The following is a 16,945-nucleotide window of genomic DNA, read 5'->3' on the forward strand; positions in this document are numbered from 1 at the left end:
AACTGAACAAAGTTGCGTTACGATTGAATCAACGTCCGCGACAGACATTGGACTTCATGACGCCGGCTGAGAAGCTCAGCCAGGCGTTGCAATGACCGGTTGAGAGCGCCGTGGCGTTCTTTCGTTTCCCCAGCTCTGCGCATGTCTTCTTCCACAAGACTTCGAAGGGGCGTGGATCATTCTGCCGATTGTTGTGCTTGCTATGAATCTGGTTGAGCAATCGGTCGAACATGCAGTTGAGATCGGGCAGGTCTTGGCTGCTGTTGTACCTGCTGCTCGGACGCACGCGCGGCGCAATAACGGTTGTAACCAGAGGACGCTTTGATGAGCGCAGTTGTGAGGATGGAAGCGTTGCGGGCACTTTGGCGGGACTCAACTTAACAGCTCCTTCTGTGGTTCTAATCCCTTGCATTCTGAACAAGTGAGCATGGTGTTTCCAGCGGATTACGACCTGAAATCCCGCAGCTAACAGCTGCATGGAGTCGGGGGGGCGGTTCGTGGCGTCGTAAGCCTTCATGGCGACGGAACTGAAAGCGCTGGCTTATGGCTTGTCTTCAATCGCTGCTACTCATACTCCGGCCAGAAGCGACAGCCTTCTTGTCTGCGCCACATGGATAGTATCGTCGGCCGGCTGCAGGTCAGTTGAATGGCCAAATGTCTACTTTTGAGCTGAACCCTGATGTAAGGAGTGATCTGCGCCTTTGGGGGCGCTCTGTCGACAATGGGTATCCGCGTCGCAGAGAGCCACTGCTAAAAGGCTCTTAGTTCTCTGTAGGCACCTCTGAATCTGACGCCATAGGCGAAAATCGCGGCGCAGCTATGAGTATCCGATCACGCAGTGCTTGGTGATCAGATTCGGTGTTTTCATGCATCGGTAGAATGTCCCCATGAAGCTGTGCGCGGAGCATATCCCATCGCTTCTCCAGAACACGCCAATGCCCTTCATCGTATGTACCTTCGAAGACAACTTGGCGTACACGAATTCGAGGCACTTCGCTCGCCTGAACGCATTCCCTAATAGCTATTTCCAACTTCTGTTCCCACAGGCTGCCGAGTCGATCTACGCGGCCGATCTGCTGTTCCACCACGGCTGGATTCCATTCCAAGTGCAACAGGACGACGGTACGGCATGATTCATGAAGATTCAGCCCTTCGCGTCCGACCATGGACTGAGCGATTAAGACGCGCGGGAAGGCGTTGGGTCGGTTAAATGCAAGTTGGAGCAGTCGACGGGTGCCTGGCTCGATTCCGCCGTGCAGCTGACGCGCAAAGGGTCCGCTGGCGTGTGAGTAGTCGTTGTCGAGCTGCTTCAGGATCGCAGCCCAACCCCGGGGCGACCGGGCATCACCTTGGGCAATGTCGTCCGCTGCATCGGTGGCTGTGTCGAGGTTGGCCGCCGCCTGTGCGAGCTCTAGCAATGTCCCTGTCAGTTCCGCTGGCGTCGCAGAGTCCGCTCTATCACCTAAGTGATCGGATAGCGCGCGCGCCACGATTGCCAAACTGCTGTGCCCGGTCGTCGCATTCGCTGCCGGTAATGAGGACTCCAGCAGCAGTGCAAGCAACTGGCCATAGTTGGTCTGTAGCTTGGCATCCAGTGAGGTAAGCCCCTGCTGCAGCTTCGCCACTAGTCCATTACGGAACCGCTGGCGGCTGCTCTCCAACTCCCGGTAGGCCTTTCGGAATTGATCATCTAGTGCGGCAAGATCGGCCTCGCGACCATACAGCTGCCGATGTGCGACCCGCACTGCATGTACTTCATCCTCTGGTATGGCTCTCTGCGGCCATACAGTGCCATGTTCTAGTGAGCGCAGCATTGCGCGTGCGTTGAGCAGCTTCATCAGGGCCTGCATCGGCTCGCGATAGCGTGCGAACACAAGCACCTTCTCGTCAGTAGCAACTGATTCGATGAAGGTCATTGCCTCGATGAGCGCCGGGTGCGAGTACAGCACGTCTTCGCCCGACACATCTGGCCGGAGGGCACGTTTCATCTGTTCTTTCCACCAGTCTGCGCGGCATTTCCGCTTCTCTTCGTGGTTGTTGCGGGGTGAGTCCACAGGCTCAGGCGTGTCTTGTTCCTCCTTGTCCAGAACCTCGTCAATCAGCCGGGCGACACCATGGCCGTTGCCCATAGTCAAACGCTGGAGCTTGCCGTCGCTGTCATGGCGCATATCACTGACAAATGAAAGGGCCTCAGCCGCACAAACCGCCTGCTTCCAGCACGTAGACATCGATTCCAAACGCACCGGCAGCTTTGCGACATCGCGATAGGCGTTGGTGGGTAGGTGCGTATGTTTAACGAACGAGCGAACGGCCGTATCCTCACGCTTGTCGCGACGGAGCACATAAGGATCTAAGGCGCCCTTGTAGTTGGCCGCAGCTGCCACATAGGCGGCCTCCACCTTCGGGTCGTGCGGCGAGCGACGCAATGCCTCCACGCACCTCACATACGCGTCGATGGTTGCAGGCACGCTCTCCTGCTCGACGTGAATCCGTTTCAAACTTTGCTGCCATTGCACGGCATCAAGCTCTACCGGAGTTGCACTCATTGCGAGCCGCCGCGAGCCAACGTTCTCCACCAGCACGTTAGCCAGCAAGGAACTTAATAGGCTGTCATCTCCTCGACTTTTGTGCGCTTCGTCGATGACAACCAGATCGAAAATGCCCAGGCCCAGTCCCGTGATGCGGTCCAGGTGTTTGCGCAGCGTGCCTTGGCTTCCATGATGTTCTGGTTCTGCTGACCGCTTCCAGACAGGAATGGATTCGCTCACGTTATCGATGATGTGCCGAGCCGACGAGCGACGCGGAAGCTCGCGTAGATAGCCAGCGATGGACGCCCCCGCAGCGCGCGTCTCCAAGTCGTCGAGCACTGTGCACCCACGGTATCCATAGGGCAGATCGTTACCCAGCACGTCCTTTTGGTAGCGTGCCAGCACTTCCGGCAGCAGCGACCAGCGCCAATCTGGCAGGCGCCCCTGGGGCCAGCGGTTGAAACCATGCGAGAGCAGTACTACAGGCTCCCTGAACCATGGCTTGGCAGTGGTGCCGGGTGTCCAAGCCTCGAGATACTGCAGATAGGTGCGCAGTAGGTCCGGCGTGTGCAATTTTGCGGGCGACAACTCTCGCTGCCATTGTCCACCCAGCCCCGATGGAGCAACGATTGCAACACGTCCGCCGGCGCGAACCACGCAAAGCGCCAAGGCCACCGCAATGCGTGTCTTTCCCATGCCGACTTCATCGGCCAAGATGACGCCGTTCCTCGTGAGCCGCTTGCAGAGCCCGAGCAGGCTGGCGCGCTGCCCATCGTTCAGTGGCAGAGCCCCCTTTTCTTGCACCAGCTGACTTTTCAGTAGCAACTTCGCATGCTGAACCACATCATTCCAATCCAACGCCCCAGTCATGCCCCGCCATCCAATGCAGTAAGTCCTTGGGTCTTCCATGCCCGTTCCACCCGGTCAAGCGCGGCTTCGTAAATCGCGCCTGCGTCACTGGCGGGGTCTTCTGCGAATTGAGGGCGGAAAGGCGCCGCGCGCAGTGGCGAGAGCGGGTTGAGCCCCATTGCCACGAACTGTGCCACAGCCGCGCTGTCATGTGTTTGGCATAGGGTCTGCTCCAGACGCACGCACCATCGTGGCCAATCCAAGGTAGATATCTCAATCTGTCGCGAAGCAATGCGTTCGAGCAAGCCCATCATTTGGCGAATCGCCGTACCCTGCGATACCACGCGACGGATGGTGCGCTTGCGCTTGGATGAGTTACCCGGTCCGATGTCTGCGGCGTCCTCGTCGACTTCGAACTCCTCCATCTCGGGTTCCGGTATGGTCGGGAAAGCGAGCAGCTGCTGTTCTGCATCGACAAGCTCAATGCCCTCTAGCGGCGTTGCGGAGACGCGACCATACTCGTCGATCACTGGCACCCAAGCCTCTCGGATTGTGCCCGCATCGCTCCAGCGCTGCCGTACCATTCTGGGGGGGGAGCCTGTCCAGGCATAGCCTTCGGGAATCCGGAGACATGCCACTCCGGATTCGTCCAATACCTCAATATCTTCAGGCAGTGTTTGCAGCCGTTCGACATCCGGGCCTACAGCAAGAATGCCTTCTACCCGCCAGTGCAGGAGCGCGAGGGGGCCAGAGAAATTCTCAGCCTCGGGGGGCTGCCATGCCTCACCGGGAGATAGAGCCGGCGCGTTAGCATCTAGTTGTGGTCCGCCAATTGGCAAGCGGTCTCGAATCATTGCCTGGTCCTTGCGACGGCCGCTCCAGTAGAGGTCATCCAGGAAAAGGACCACGCCTGCTTCCAGATTGCCGCCCCTTCGCGACATTCGCTGCATCATCCCAGCGGGGGTGAAATTGCCTGAACCCAGGTAGAGCCACGCGTTAATGCAGGCCTTGGTTCTTTCGTTTAAGCGAGCCGCAAACAGGAACTTGGCATGCAACGTGCGTCGGCTGTTTTCTCCATAGAGTGCTTTGGGCGGTACAGCCGCATGCACCGCGATCGCGTGGCCGGTCTGCTCGAGCAGATAGGCCACGGAGCCCGCGATGGACTGGCAGGCCGATGGATTTACGTACAGCTCCACCTGACCGTTCCGCTTTAGCAGATTGGCAGACTTCAGGCGGTTCACTACGGCCACTGGAACTGCTGGTCGGGTAGTGGCACATGTTTCCGTGCCGCCGGGCTGACCTTCGTAGAAGCCAGACCCCATCGCCACATAGCTATTGGGTCCGCGTATCTGTGCCAGGCCGAGGATCTGGTTGAATAGTGGTTGTCTGCGGCTGTCGATGAATCGCGGTGACAACTTGTCTGGATTGTTGCGCGACTTCCCGCACGCTTGCAGCCACGCAGCCAAAGCCAGAGACGCGTCGCCGCCAGACAGCGGAATGCCGGTATCCAGCAGGCGGGTATCGTGCAGGTCTCGTAGTGCATAAAAGAGATTCGTGGCGGCTTTGATGTCAGCACACTCTTGAGCGCAGTTCGGACCAAGCTGCTCGCTGAAAACCTGCACTTCGCAAGCCAGGTCCAGGCTGTCTTCCACCGTCTGTTGCGTCCAGTTACCGGTAGAAACCACGAGCCGAACACACCAACGGCTCGCATTCTGTTCATGACGGAAGCCCAGTAAAGCGACTTTGGCATGTAACAAGCGGAACGGGCGTTTGGCCGCATTGCGCAACGGCAAGTGGGTCAAGCCCGGAACAGCTGTGGGCAATAGTGCGGGCTGGCCTGGGTCGAGCATGAGTGCCAGCCGAATTTCCCCAGCGCGCATACGCTGATAGACACTCTGGCCCATGAATCGATCCGTTGCTTCGTTGAGGAATCGGACATCGGCCGAGAAGCCACAGACCCAGCCGAACATCCCTGCAAAGCCCTCTGGCGGTGCAAAGTGGCCCAGCAATGACTTAGGCGTGTGTTTCACGCCGCTCATACGGCTTTCCTCTCCGATTCTTCAGCCGTTTGGCGTTCCGATGTGTCGTCCAAATCCATCTGTAGCAAGTAGAGATTTCTGACGCGGTAGGACACACCCACCGGTACGGCCACTGTGCGGTCGTCGGCTTCAGCTTCCCCATCGGCTTCTTTCTCGGCACTCAGAAGAGCGACGGGTGGATGACCGGTATAGGCGGGACCCGGCCGGGCACAGTCGTCCACCAAACGGAGTACTTGATCGTCGCGCTGCAGCAGCGCGCGTAGGGCGTTGACGTCGCCAGCCTGGCATTCGCTGCAAAACAGGTTGGCATCCTCATCGTGGTGACGCAGCGTCAGGAATGTTCGCGCCTGCGCTCCGAGTGCTTTGAGGGCTACAGTCACAGGGTCCGGGAGTTTCTGAGTAAGTGACAGTGAGCGAACCTTACGAGCTTCAAGTACCTGCTCTACGGAGTTCAACACCTCTATCGCCGCTTCACGTACAGCCACCAACTGTGCACCCGCGCGCAGATCATGCCAGTGCTGCTGATCCAGTTCTGCTGGCGCCTTCGCGTCCGCCAGCGACTCCACAGTATCTGGCTGACTTCGCAGGCGAGTGATCCATTGCCATGCGTTTTGGCGGCGTTGGCGCAGGACTGGGTTGAGTGCTAGACCTTGCAACAGTGAATTCTTCAGCCACGCACTTGCAGAGGGGGGCAAAGGCCTTAGCGGATTAAGGGCTTTTGTTAAGCCGTTGCTTCCCCATTTTAACTGGCTGCCACACACCCAATAGCTCAGGTGATCTAGCACATTGTTGTTGCCTACGGTCAGGCCTTCCAAAGAGAGGGAGAGGAATACGTCGACGTTGTCATTGCATTCGAATGCATTGAAGCGAGCGCTCTGCGTATCAGCCAGTCCCAGTGATGGTAGGGCCTGGGCAGTGGACATGCGCATTGGCTGCGCCACATGGAAGTTGCGCTTGCGTGCGCTCTTGAAGCTAGGCGATGTAGCGTCGTCCGGCAACTTATTCCGTCCTCGCAGACGTGGGTTTGCAGTCCACCCGTTTTCTCTGTAGCCAATGATGCAAGCTACCGCTTCGATCGCGTTGGCTATTTCAATGTGGGTAACCCGAACGTTCCAATGTTCTACCCGTTTGGCCACTGCCATGCTGAGTGCGGTGAATAGCACTTGTCGTCCGTACCGCACGCCGCCTATGCCCGGAACGGCTAGTTCGTTGAACTGACGCACGGATGCCCCCAAGCCCAAGGTGCGTGTGCGGCGTGTGCTGGATAGCTGTTCCGGAGCCAGCAGGCCCCATTGACTTCCTGTCATGTATGCTCCTAGAGAATTTTTGTTTGTATGTAGGAGGTGATGGGTAGATCCCGCTAAGTTGCAACACGTAAGCCCGCTGCAAATGATCGACTGTGAACCTATAAATTTAGTGATTGAGGACCGACCGTCGCATCGATTCGCTTGGCCTTCTCGACTGCCGTTGGCTTTCTGGACGAACTCCGTGGAAGGAAACCACCAGCAAGATCAAGTCATCAAGCGTGTCGCCTATAGTTGCCGAGACGACACGTATTTTCTTATAAAGATTCAGAGAGACCTTTTCGGGAGTTGGTGAAGAGCCTTACACGTCCTGGTCTTGAATTAGACGTTTCAGTAGAAATGCATCTAGGTCTTCTGAGATACGCCGCACAAGGCCGCCTTTAGGCATCGCCCAAAGCACGATGTCCTTGGCGGTGGTGTCGTAAAGGTAGTAATGGCCATCTCCTTCATCAACCAACGGCAACGCGCCCAGTGGGTAGCTCGCATCCTGGGCCAGTTCATCGTAGGCCGCCAAGATACTGAGGTAGTAGTCGTCAGGTACACCGAGGCCATAGACCTCGGTGCTGCCGTAAACAATCACGCCAAAACGACGAAGGTATTCACGGTACGTGGTGCCAAAGTCAAGCCCCAATTGCTGTTCGGCTCGGTCAATCACTTCGGTCGGCGCCGGGCGGGTAGTGGCCTGGCTTGCATTGAGCGCGGCCTCAAGCTGGTCGAAAGTATGGGTCATATTTATTTTCCTGCGTTGAAGTCGGCTGCGCGCGCTTTCCAGTGCTCAGCGCGTTCCTTCGCAAATCCATCACGATTGATCATGGATTCCTGCCGTTTGTTGTGGAGCACGTTGTCGTTCCCGCTGCCACAGTGCTCAGCCTTGGTCAGTTCCGCCAAACAGGAATCCTGCCTTTGACCGATATGATGCAGATCGATGGGCCTGCCGTTCTTGTCAAGTGGCGCAAGCCCGGCCTCCATGCGCTCCAGGTTCGTGGTGCCGAAGAAGTCCTTCTGCTCAAGGTCGATATCCGTGCGCACAAGCGCTGGCTTTCCGTTGATTTCCTTCGCCTCAAGGCCGGCATTCTTGTAGATGTTGGCTTCAGCCTCGCTCCCAATGTCATTCACCAACGATTCCGGCCAGCCGCTGTCTATCAGCTCAGTCCGGGTGTCCTCAGAAACGGGTGGGAGATCCCCACGGGTTTCCTGGGTGACATGCACTGGCGTGTCCAAGCTGCGAGTGTCGATCTGCACCTCGGAGCGCTCCATCTGGCCATTGCCCCAAGGAATCTCGTTCCTGCCGCCATCGCGGCCTATCACGCTCTGGTCGATCATGCTGTCTCTTCCGTCATGTAGCTGTGCCATTCGGCATAGAGTGTTTTTTTTGACTGGTCGGTGGAATATATATCTCGCATCATGCACTGCTCCACTGCCAGTCGTATCTGCGGCCCCGCTTCCGGCGCCAACTCGCTGACAACACGTTGCAGGTGACTGCGCATAGCCTGCAGCTCCACCGCGTTGCGCCCTATGGCCACTACCTCGCGGCGGCAGCCCCAAGCGTCCACCAGCAGCGCTGCTAACTGATCAAATCCCTCTGCTGCATCGCCAGGCATTGGGGCGCCTTCCATACGCGCCTGTAGCATGGCTTCCAGTGCCAACCGTACCCGGCTGGAAAGCGGCATGTCCGTCAGTCCTTGCCGCAGAAGACGCACGTCCACCCGCGGCGCTCGTGGAACGCGCCGGGCGAGCAGAAGATTGGCCAACTGGGTGCGCCATTGCCCGGCATCTACTCTCGTGCTCTCAGTTTTGGTCGGGACGAATGGCGCCGATTCTGTTGCCAGATGGTCCATCTGGCACAGCACAGGCTCTAGCCAATCATTTTGGTGAATGACCGCTGCCCCGCAGGGAAGGCGTGCGATCTCCGCCATCTGGCCCTCGTTCAGACCAATGGAACCACCTATCAGGCGGCGGTCGGTCTCCTCTGGGAGGCGCAGCACCACCTTAATGTTGGTATTGCGAATGGCGGCCATGTCCACGGCATGTGGAGACTGGTCGGCAATAATGAAGCCCTCGCCATAGGTGCGCATTTCGGCAATGGCGGCGGCGAGCATCTCGACCGACTTACCCGCGATGCTGCCACCTTCCGGTCCGCTGGCCACACTGCAGGGCAGCAGATTGTGGGCCTCTTCCAACACCGTGACATGGCGTAGCGCCTGGTTCATGCCGCCGGTGGCCATGCGGTGTTCGCTGAGCCGCATGACTAGCATGCCCATGACTAGGGCGCGGGTTTCACTGGACCCAACTCTGCTCAGGTCCACCACCACGGAGCCGTCAAACAGCGCGCTGTCGTCCAGCGCATCCGTGCCGAACAGCCGCGCGTTTAAACCATTGCACAGCGAGTGAACACGAGTACCCAGGGCGCCCTTGTAGTTGGACTTGGCTTCCTCTGCATAGTCCGACGAAGCAATCACCCGCTGCAGCGATTCCATCAGATCGGCAAACCCTGGGAAAACCCTTGGTGCAAGCGTGTTGCATGAGGCATCCAGGTCCCACCCGCATTGCGAGTAGGCCTGCAGTATGGCGTCCTTCAATACGGCCGGCATGGCGGCATACATGGGCCAACATACGTTAAATATCTCCACCATCCGATCCACATGCTCCAGCACGTGGATCTGATCAGGGAATGCAAATGGGTTGATCCGCAGCAACTCCGCCTGCATGGGGTTGGTGCCCAGTACACGTACCCCCGGCCAATGGCCAAGCACATGCTTGTACTCGCCCTTTGCAGGCTCAATTACCAGAAATGGCACACCGGCGGAGTGGGTCTGCTTGAGCAGGTTGTAGATCGCGTTGCTTTTGCCGGAGCCTGTGGAGCCACAGATGAACATATGGCGGCACAATTGGTCTATGTCCAGTGCCACCGGCTGCGCTAGGTTCTCCCATAGGTGGCGCATTCTCCCCAAGGCCACGGTGCAAGCCTGCGGTGCACGCACGGTGCCGTTCACATGCTGGATGCGGCGGCCGAAGGCCTGGGTTTCCACCACGCTGACCGTTGATGTGGAACGGCGCGGCAGGCTCAGTTGCAGTGCCACCTCACGCCCGGACAACAACGTTGCAGGCGTGGTCAGGTGCGCGGCGCCGTGGCCAGGCAGCTGCCTCCGGAGCATGGGGTGGGTGAGCTGGCCCAGCCAAGCTAGCACCCGTGTGCGCGCATCATCGCACCACGTGGTGACAGCGAAGTCCTCCTGGCTGCTGTTTTTGCCGCGTACCAGGCTGAGGAAAATGCTGGACAGCGCTTCGGTACCAGCCTTGCTATCAGCAACGAAATACGCCGATGCGCTCCATCCCCCATAGGTGCGTGCTTCCTCCACCCGAGCAAGATGCTGGTTGATGCGGAGCAGCAGCTGCTCAATGCCCTTATCGTTGAACTCCAAGGTCAACTGGCGGGAAGAACCTTCGGTGGTGGTGTCCGACCGGCCATCGGTAACGGTATCGCTGGACGTGCGGGAGGTGGTGCTGGATCTTGACTTCCCGCTGGACAAACTGACGCTGTTACTCGTGCCGGTGGAATCAGACGTGCTGGTTCCCTGCGATTCGCTGCCAGAGAATGCCTCCCGGACCACCGATCCCAGCATCATAGTAGCGGGCACAGAAATGCCTCCCGTAGGAGCAGCCAGCGCTATACCAGCCGCGCTGATACCAGTGACTACACCGGCAATCTTCGAACTAGTGGTTGCTGTTTGAGTGCCACTGCTTGCGCCGGTGGTGTGAGTGGTGCTGCTGCTGACGGTATCACTTCGCCCAGTCGTCTCCGTCAGCCCCATGCTCCGGCCCAGCGTTTCGCCCACGCTGCGGCTCAGCGTGATGCCAACGCTGTAGCTGTCCTGATCACCAAAGCTCCAGCTCATTTTCTGCAGTGGCGCCAGTTGGGTGGCTACCTGTTCGTAACCTGCGCGGATGTTCTCCAACTGGCGGCTTTCCAGGGGCTCGGCGAGAATCAGGGCGCGGTAGCGGCGGCGCTCGGCGGCGTCCAGAAAGCGCTCCAGACCCTGCGCAAAGCGCTGCACGTCTTCGGTCGCCAGCGAAGGCACGCCGGTCACCGCTGAAACATAGCCACTGCTGCTGGCGCGTGGTGACACGAGGTCCTGCAGCGTCTGCTCCACTTCACCGGCGCTCAGTGATTCCATGGCACTTCCTGCGAAATGCCCCCGAAATGCTTCCTGCAATAGCGCACCAGCACTGTCGCCTTCAAAACGGGCTGGCTCCCCACGTGTGCCGATGAACACATCGGTCTTTTCACCGTCAGAATCCAAGTACAGCATAACCGTGTAGCCTGATGCTCCCAGCGCAGTGTAGGCCGCTGTTAAGCTTTCGAGCACCGATTGGCGATTCTCATGCACCAGCCGGCACAATCGGTATAGACGCACATCGGTGGCAGCACTGAGCTGCTTCTGGTCCTGCGGCAGCAGCAGCACCTCATATTGATCAAGCTCGGAAAGGTAGGTGCGGTTGATCTGCATGCGCGCACTTTCAAGCGCCGCCACTGCGCGCTCGCGCAAGGCTACGCCGGTGTATGCAACCGAGGCGGTAGAATGCAGGTTCATCGGCGCTCCCCACGGATATATGCCGCAAGTGCTGCAACCCCTGCCGCCAGAAGTCTGGCAATGCGCTCTGCCCAGCTAGGCCTAGTGTCCTTGGGAGCTTCTCCCCGGAGTGCGTCGTTAAGCAGCGGGGACGGCGCTCTGTCCATACTGCCCACCCACACAGGCAAGGTTGTAGCCAGCGGGGCCGTGACCACCGGCACAAACCCCGCCGTTCCCTGCTGACGCAAGTGCTCGCGAACATCCACCACATGCAGGAAGCGCTCGATGCTGAAATTGGCGTCCAGGAACACCACTTGGTCATCGTGGTACTCGGCACACCAGGTACCTCGATTGCTATTCAACGACGCCTTGAACCGCCCTTCCTCGAACACTACAAATACAGCTGCATTCTGATCTGCTGCACAGGCCATGGCGGTCTGCAGGTACGCGCCACTCAGCCTGGCATCTGCCAGCTCCAGCACCAGCGCTGACCGGATGATGCCTGCATCATTCGCAGCCAGCGCCCTCGCCAAGCTGGGCGAGGGCGAAAATGCTGCTGCCGCAGTGGCCGCGTTGACTTCGTCTTTCGCCAGCGGCGTAATACTCACCTGCTTCACAAAGCCAGCGGCTCCCAATTGCTCCAGGTGGGAACGCACCCGCAGCAGGTGCTGGGCGCGCTCGGCGCTGAAGTTTCGTCTGGCGTGGCTGACCTGGAGGAAGAAGTACTTCGCCGTCCAGTGAGCCTTTTCAGGCTCGGGTGCCGGGATCATCTCAGTTACGGCATACGGCACTAGTACAGATCCTTCGGCCTGCCATGCCTGCAGTGTCGCTTCCAGCTCTTCCAAGGGCGTGGCAACGTCGGCCATTAGGTTCAACCAGCCTTCGCCCGTGCGCAGATCCGTGGTGTTCATGCATGCGCCTCATGAACAGCCAGGGTTTTGGCAAGTCGCTGGCGGATGGCCTCGCTCCAGCCGCGAAGTTCGGTGGCCTCGGCCAGCGCGGCTGCGCGCAGGTCGCGGTCTTCAATGCGGGCTTGGGCTTGATCAAACAGCTCGGCCACGCGTGGCTGGAGCTCAGTACGCACATGTTCAACAAATACATCGCGCAGCTTCTGCCCTTCCCTGACCATGGCGGCGCGGGCCTTCTCCTGCAGGCCTTTGAAGTGTGCCTGCGGCTCCTGCTGTTCGCTCTTGTAGAATTCTGCTAAGTCCACAAACTCCTCTTCGCCGTACACGTCCACGGTCTTGGCCTTGAACCAGCTAACTGGATTGAACAGCTTGCGGTCCATCACTTCGCGCGTGCCCGTCTTCACTGGGCGTGTTTTCACATAGTCGCGAGTCACCTTGGGAGCGAACGATAGGTTGCCTGCACTGCGAATCAGTCGCGCCAATGCCGGGAATTGCACCTCATCGACATCTCCCACGCTATCCGAAACTAGCGCTTGGTAACGCTCCTGGAGGTCCTTCTTAAGCGCATCTTGCTCGGCCTCAAACGCAAGCTGGTACGCGCCAAGGATTTCTTTAAAGCGAAAGCTCATGAGCTCCCCCCATTCCTTGGCCAACTGCCGCGCCTGCGCAGGGCTGACTTTGCCTTGGAACCTGTCGATGTCCTCGCGGTTGTAAGCGTTCAGCTTGCCAGAAATGCGCACCAGCGCTTTCTCCGCGTCTATCGTCAGCTCGTGGTGGTCACGGCCTAGCTGTTCTGCCAGCGCCTGACCATCCACGCCCTGCTCGTAGCGTGCCCGTAGCTTTTCAACCTCAGCGGCCAAGGCCTGCACGTTGCCGGCTTCCAGCTCCTCAATGCCCTTGTGCCGGTTGATGACCTCGTCCACTAGACGCGCCATAGCATCATGGCTCCGCTTGAACCGTTCGGGCAGGTGGTACTTCTCGACGTAGGCACCCACCGTTCCCTCCAGCGCAGGCAGCCCGCTGCGGCGTTCCAGCGCAGTGGCATTGGAGGTGTCGGCCGGACCGTGCTCACGCACGCGTAGCGGGGCGTACTGTGCCAGGTCCATGCTTGGCTCGCTCTGGAACCAATCTAAGAACGAGGCTTTGGCGATGCGTTCCTTGCTGGACAACACTGCTTCCGGGAAGCGTATCAACCGGGATGCATAGGCAGACAGAGGGAATATCTGTGGGTTGTGGATGCCATGTTCCTGCAGATATAGGCGCGTACGCGCCAGCATTCCGGCCACGTCGTCACCGGCTTCCACATCCAGAGCGTCCATCTTGTTGAGCACGAAAATGAAACGATCACTGGCCTGACGGCCTCCATCTGCAATAGTCTGGGCAACTAGCTTCAACAGCCGGGAGTCATCGGTAATGCCACGCTGGGTTGCGTTCAGGACGTAAAGAATCAAAGGGTTGCGGGTGGTGTCCTGGATGTAGCGCATGGTGGTGACGCCATGGGCCTCGTCGCTGCCGTTGTTCGGTCCTGGCGTGTCGGTAAGCACAAGCCGTGCGTGGTCTTGGCGATGGGCGGTCTGAACGGGCCCGTGCACTTCCACCAGGCTGGTTTCCGGGTCCTTGTTCCAAGCACGCATGGTGGCCAGATCCAGATCCTCGCATTCGTCCAGCAACTCGTTGGAGGCGTCAAAGCGCCTGCCACGGAACTGCCCGGCGGCGATGTTCTCGTCGTGGTAAATGCGCGTAATTGTAGCGGTGGTGGCCTCATTGCCTGCCGGCAGCAGGTCGCGCCCGAGCATGGCGTTAATCAGCGTGGACTTGCCAGAGGACATGGTGGCAACGACGTACACGTCAAAGTCGTTGTTGCCCAAGTCGTGCAACGCCGCCCGGGACGCGGCGTCGTCTTTCAACACCGACACATACCCCGGGTGTTCCAATACCTGCGCGCGAAGGTTCTCAACCTCGGCCTGCCTTGCCTCTGCGGGCGCTGCCGGCACCCATCTCAGGTTGACCTTCATGTTGGCATCGCGCGCGGACTGCGCGGCTGCTGACATTTCCAGAAGTCTTCGCGACCATCGGGCCAAGGAGGCCCGAAATGACGCCAGAGACCGCACATCAGTTGAAGCGACTTCAAACCTTACTGGCTGCGACTTCTTATAGTTTTCCAGCAGAAGATGCGAAAGGCTTCCCAAACTTGCTCCCAGCCGCCAGAAAGATAGGTTTAGGCCGCCGGTCGCTGACCGGAATGATGACGTCCGGCGCGAAGGTAGAGGGTCCCGGCCCCTTCGAATCCGCCTTGGAGCGGGACTACTTCGTCCTCCTCGAGTTCGACCAGCAGGTCTCGGTCTGGCATCCCCAGCCCGCCGAAGTGACCGGGCCCGCTGCTGGCCGGTCGGGAAACCAGAAGTACTACCCGGACGTCCTGGTTGAACGGATTGAGACCGTGAACGGCGAGCCGACCCAGCGGGCGGAGCTGTGCGAGATCAAGTATCGGGAGGAAATCTTCCGGAAATGGGTCACCCTCAAGCCCAAGTTCAAAGCCTGCCGCCGCTACGCCCGCCAGCGGGGCTGGCGGTTCCGGATTCTCACCGAGGTTGAGATTCGGACCCCGCGGCTGGCCAATGCCAAGTTCCTTCTCCCTTACTCGCGTCGGGATACCGACTGGATCCTGGAGCACCAGGTGATGGAGTCGGTCCGCGCCTTGGGCGAAACGACCATTCACCAGTACATGGCCTCGCTGCCAGGCAGCCAGTGGGACAAGGCAGCGGTACTGCCGGTTGTGTACTACCTGATCTGCAGGGGTGAGATCGTGGCCAACCTGGATCAGCCACTGACGCCACAGTCTCCGATCCGTGCCGTCGACTAGTAGCTCGACGGTGCCAGAGAATCCGCTGGCTATCGGCGGAGTCTTCGTCCTTCGTGGCGAAACCTACCTGGTCGACAGTTATCTCGACCTGACCCATCTCATCGCGCGTCGAGAAAGCGACGGCCAGAAGGTGCGGCTGATCATTGCCGACATCCTAGATGCTATTGCCACTCCCCAATCGACCTCAACCCCTGACGAGGAAACAGCGTCTTCGAGCGGCACGGAAACCCTGTCAAAAGAAGACTGGGATATCGCGGTAGCGCGAAGCGAGAAGCTCAAGACGCTGGTGGAGGCAAAGCGGCCATCAAAGAAACTGGCCGCCGAGGTGGCCACGTTCTTCGGCGTGCATGTCAGCACCATCTATCGCTGGCTCAAGCGGGAGCAGCAGAAAGGCATTGCAGCGCTGGCGCCGCTACACCCCAGCGGTGGGCGTGGCAGATCGCGGCTAAACGACATCCTTGACGATGTCATCTGGGCGGCCATCGAAGAACACTACCTGACCGACAAGAAAATGCGGATCTCGAAGGTCATGACGATTCTGGGGCCCAAGTGCCGCCGCGCGAATCTGAAAGTACCGCATGCCAATACCGTCAGGCTTCGCGTGTCCTGGCTCTCTGACAAGACAAAGGATGAAGCCCGCGACGGAGAGCGCGGCCGCAAGCGGCACCGGCCCGTGCCGGGCTCTTACAAGGAAGCTACCCACCCGAACTCTGTCTGGCAGATCGATCACACGCCCCTGGATCTGTGCATCGTCGATGATGTCTATCGTCGCAACATCGGCCGGGCGTGGCTGACCCTGGTCATCGACGTCTACAGTCGCTGCGTCGTGGGCTTCTACCTCTCGCTAGACAAGCCCAACGCGACCTCCGTTGGCATGGCCCTGGTCCACGCCATCCTGCCCAAGGAAGGCTGGCTGGCGGCGCATGGCATCGACGTCAAATGGCCCAACTGGGGCAAGCCGATCAAGGTTCACGCTGACAACGACAAGACATTCCGATGCGACATGGTCACTCGGGCGGCGATGGCGCAGAAGTTTGACCTGGAGTGGCGGCCAGTCAAGACGCCGCACTGGGGTGGACACATCGAGCGGCTCCTTGGCACGCTCAATCAGGAAATCCACACCATCAACGGGACGACCTTCTCAAACCCTACCCAGCGAGGCGACTACAAATCGCACGAAGAAGCCGAGTTCACCTTCTCCGACTCAGAAACCTATGTCACCAAGTATCTGTGCGGCGTGTATCACCAAAGCAAGCATGACGGTATCGGCCGCCCGCCGATCCGGATGTACGAGTCCGGAATTCTTGGCGATGCTCACACCCTAGGTACGGGCCTGCAAGCGCCGATCAAGGATCCGATGCGACTGCGGCTGGACTTTCTCCCATTCAAGGAAGTGACCGTCCAAGCCTATGGCGTCACCTGGGACACCATCACCTACTACGACCCGAGCATCGATCATTGGATTCATGCCCGGGATCCGGAAACAGGCAGGAAGCGGCGATTCACTGTTCGGCGGGACCCCCGGGATCTGAGTTCGATCTGGTTTCTGGACCCCGACCGCGACGTCTATCTAAAAATTCCGTACCGGCGCATGGAGCACCCTTCGCTCAACCTGTGGGAGCTGCGAGAGGTCAGAGCGCACCTGCGAGCCCAAGGTAAGGAAGAGGTTGATGAGGACCTCGTGTTTGATACCTACGAGGAGCTCCAGCGGATCAAGAATAATGCGAGCGATGAGACCAAGGAAGCCCGTAAGCGAGATCAGAAGAAGCGAACTGAATCGCCCCGTCTTTCCCGGAGGCTCCAAACCTTGAGAGGATGGAGCCATGAGCAACAGATTGACGAGGTACGCACCCGAGGTGCGTGAGCGGGCGGTGCGGATGGTC

At 59.2% G+C, this 16,945-nt stretch carries 10 protein-coding genes; 2 read left to right on the forward strand and 8 right to left on the reverse strand.

Going from position 1 to position 16,945, the window contains the following annotated elements:
* Positions 1–761: 761 nt before the first annotated feature.
* The 8 genes from ACVOLQ_RS20745 to ACVOLQ_RS20780 all read right to left on the reverse strand — a co-directional run bounded on the left by ACVOLQ_RS20745 (position 762) and on the right by ACVOLQ_RS20780 (position 14,250).
* On the reverse strand, positions 762–3,398 hold the full coding sequence (locus ACVOLQ_RS20745) for a helicase-related protein (protein ID WP_481529163.1): 2,637 nt from the start codon (positions 3,396–3,398) through the stop codon (positions 762–764).
* Complete coding sequence (locus tag ACVOLQ_RS20750; RefSeq protein ID WP_481529164.1) at positions 3,395–5,416, reverse strand: hypothetical protein; 2,022 nt, start codon at positions 5,414–5,416, stop codon at positions 3,395–3,397. Before ACVOLQ_RS20750 ends, ACVOLQ_RS20745 begins: the two co-directional genes overlap by 4 nt.
* Positions 5,413–6,639 (reverse strand): hypothetical protein, encoded by a 1,227-nt coding sequence (locus tag ACVOLQ_RS20755; protein WP_481529165.1) that lies wholly within the window; start codon positions 6,637–6,639, stop codon positions 5,413–5,415. The genes ACVOLQ_RS20750 and ACVOLQ_RS20755 overlap by 4 nt, the downstream gene beginning before the upstream one ends.
* Before the next feature lie 382 nt (positions 6,640–7,021).
* Positions 7,022–7,450, reverse strand: a complete 429-nt coding sequence (locus ACVOLQ_RS20760) for an SMI1/KNR4 family protein (RefSeq protein WP_481529166.1) — start codon at positions 7,448–7,450, stop codon at positions 7,022–7,024.
* A 2-nt stretch (positions 7,451–7,452) separates the two neighbouring features.
* Positions 7,453–8,043: an HNH/ENDO VII family nuclease gene (locus tag ACVOLQ_RS20765; protein ID WP_481529167.1), complete on the reverse strand. Its 591-nt coding sequence runs from the start codon at positions 8,041–8,043 to the stop codon at positions 7,453–7,455.
* Positions 8,040–11,312: an ATP-binding protein gene (locus tag ACVOLQ_RS20770; RefSeq protein ID WP_481529168.1), complete on the reverse strand. Its 3,273-nt coding sequence runs from the start codon at positions 11,310–11,312 to the stop codon at positions 8,040–8,042. The genes ACVOLQ_RS20765 and ACVOLQ_RS20770 overlap by 4 nt, the downstream gene beginning before the upstream one ends.
* A complete protein-coding gene (locus ACVOLQ_RS20775; RefSeq protein WP_481529169.1) occupies positions 11,309–12,202 on the reverse strand; it encodes a hypothetical protein in 894 nt (297 codons plus the stop codon). The genes ACVOLQ_RS20770 and ACVOLQ_RS20775 overlap by 4 nt, the downstream gene beginning before the upstream one ends.
* A complete protein-coding gene (locus tag ACVOLQ_RS20780; protein WP_481529170.1) occupies positions 12,199–14,250 on the reverse strand; it encodes a dynamin family protein in 2,052 nt (683 codons plus the stop codon). Before ACVOLQ_RS20780 ends, ACVOLQ_RS20775 begins: the two co-directional genes overlap by 4 nt.
* Before the next feature lie 41 nt (positions 14,251–14,291).
* On the opposite strand from ACVOLQ_RS20780, the gene ACVOLQ_RS20785 reads away from it, so the two are divergent.
* Together ACVOLQ_RS20785 and ACVOLQ_RS20790 are read left to right on the forward strand one after the other, a co-directional pair.
* Positions 14,292–15,062: a TnsA endonuclease N-terminal domain-containing protein gene (locus tag ACVOLQ_RS20785; protein ID WP_481529171.1), complete on the forward strand. Its 771-nt coding sequence runs from the start codon at positions 14,292–14,294 to the stop codon at positions 15,060–15,062.
* 10 nt (positions 15,063–15,072) lie between these two features.
* Positions 15,073–16,926: a transposase gene (locus ACVOLQ_RS20790; RefSeq protein WP_481529172.1), complete on the forward strand. Its 1,854-nt coding sequence runs from the start codon at positions 15,073–15,075 to the stop codon at positions 16,924–16,926.
* Positions 16,927–16,945 lie beyond the last annotated feature (19 nt).

It is taken from the genome of Stenotrophomonas sp. STEN031 (assembly GCF_056759975.1).

Bases quoted from the DNA above. Each gene is read 5' to 3' on its own strand.
- ACVOLQ_RS20745 (WP_481529163.1), bottom strand. From the start codon at position 3,398: ATGACTGGGGCGTTGGATTGGAATGATGTGGTTCAGCATGCGAAGTTG.
- ACVOLQ_RS20750 (WP_481529164.1), bottom strand. From the start codon at position 5,416: ATGAGCGGCGTGAAACACACGCCTAAGTCATTGCTGGGCCACTTTGCA.
- ACVOLQ_RS20760 (WP_481529166.1), bottom strand. From the start codon at position 7,450: ATGACCCATACTTTCGACCAGCTTGAGGCCGCGCTCAATGCAAGCCAG.
- ACVOLQ_RS20765 (WP_481529167.1), bottom strand. From the start codon at position 8,043: ATGATCGACCAGAGCGTGATAGGCCGCGATGGCGGCAGGAACGAGATT.
- ACVOLQ_RS20770 (WP_481529168.1), bottom strand. From the start codon at position 11,312: ATGAACCTGCATTCTACCGCCTCGGTTGCATACACCGGCGTAGCCTTG.
- ACVOLQ_RS20775 (WP_481529169.1), bottom strand. From the start codon at position 12,202: ATGAACACCACGGATCTGCGCACGGGCGAAGGCTGGTTGAACCTAATG.
- ACVOLQ_RS20780 (WP_481529170.1), bottom strand. From the start codon at position 14,250: ATGTCAGCAGCCGCGCAGTCCGCGCGCGATGCCAACATGAAGGTCAAC.
- ACVOLQ_RS20785 (WP_481529171.1), top strand. From the start codon at position 14,292: ATGACGCCAGAGACCGCACATCAGTTGAAGCGACTTCAAACCTTACTG.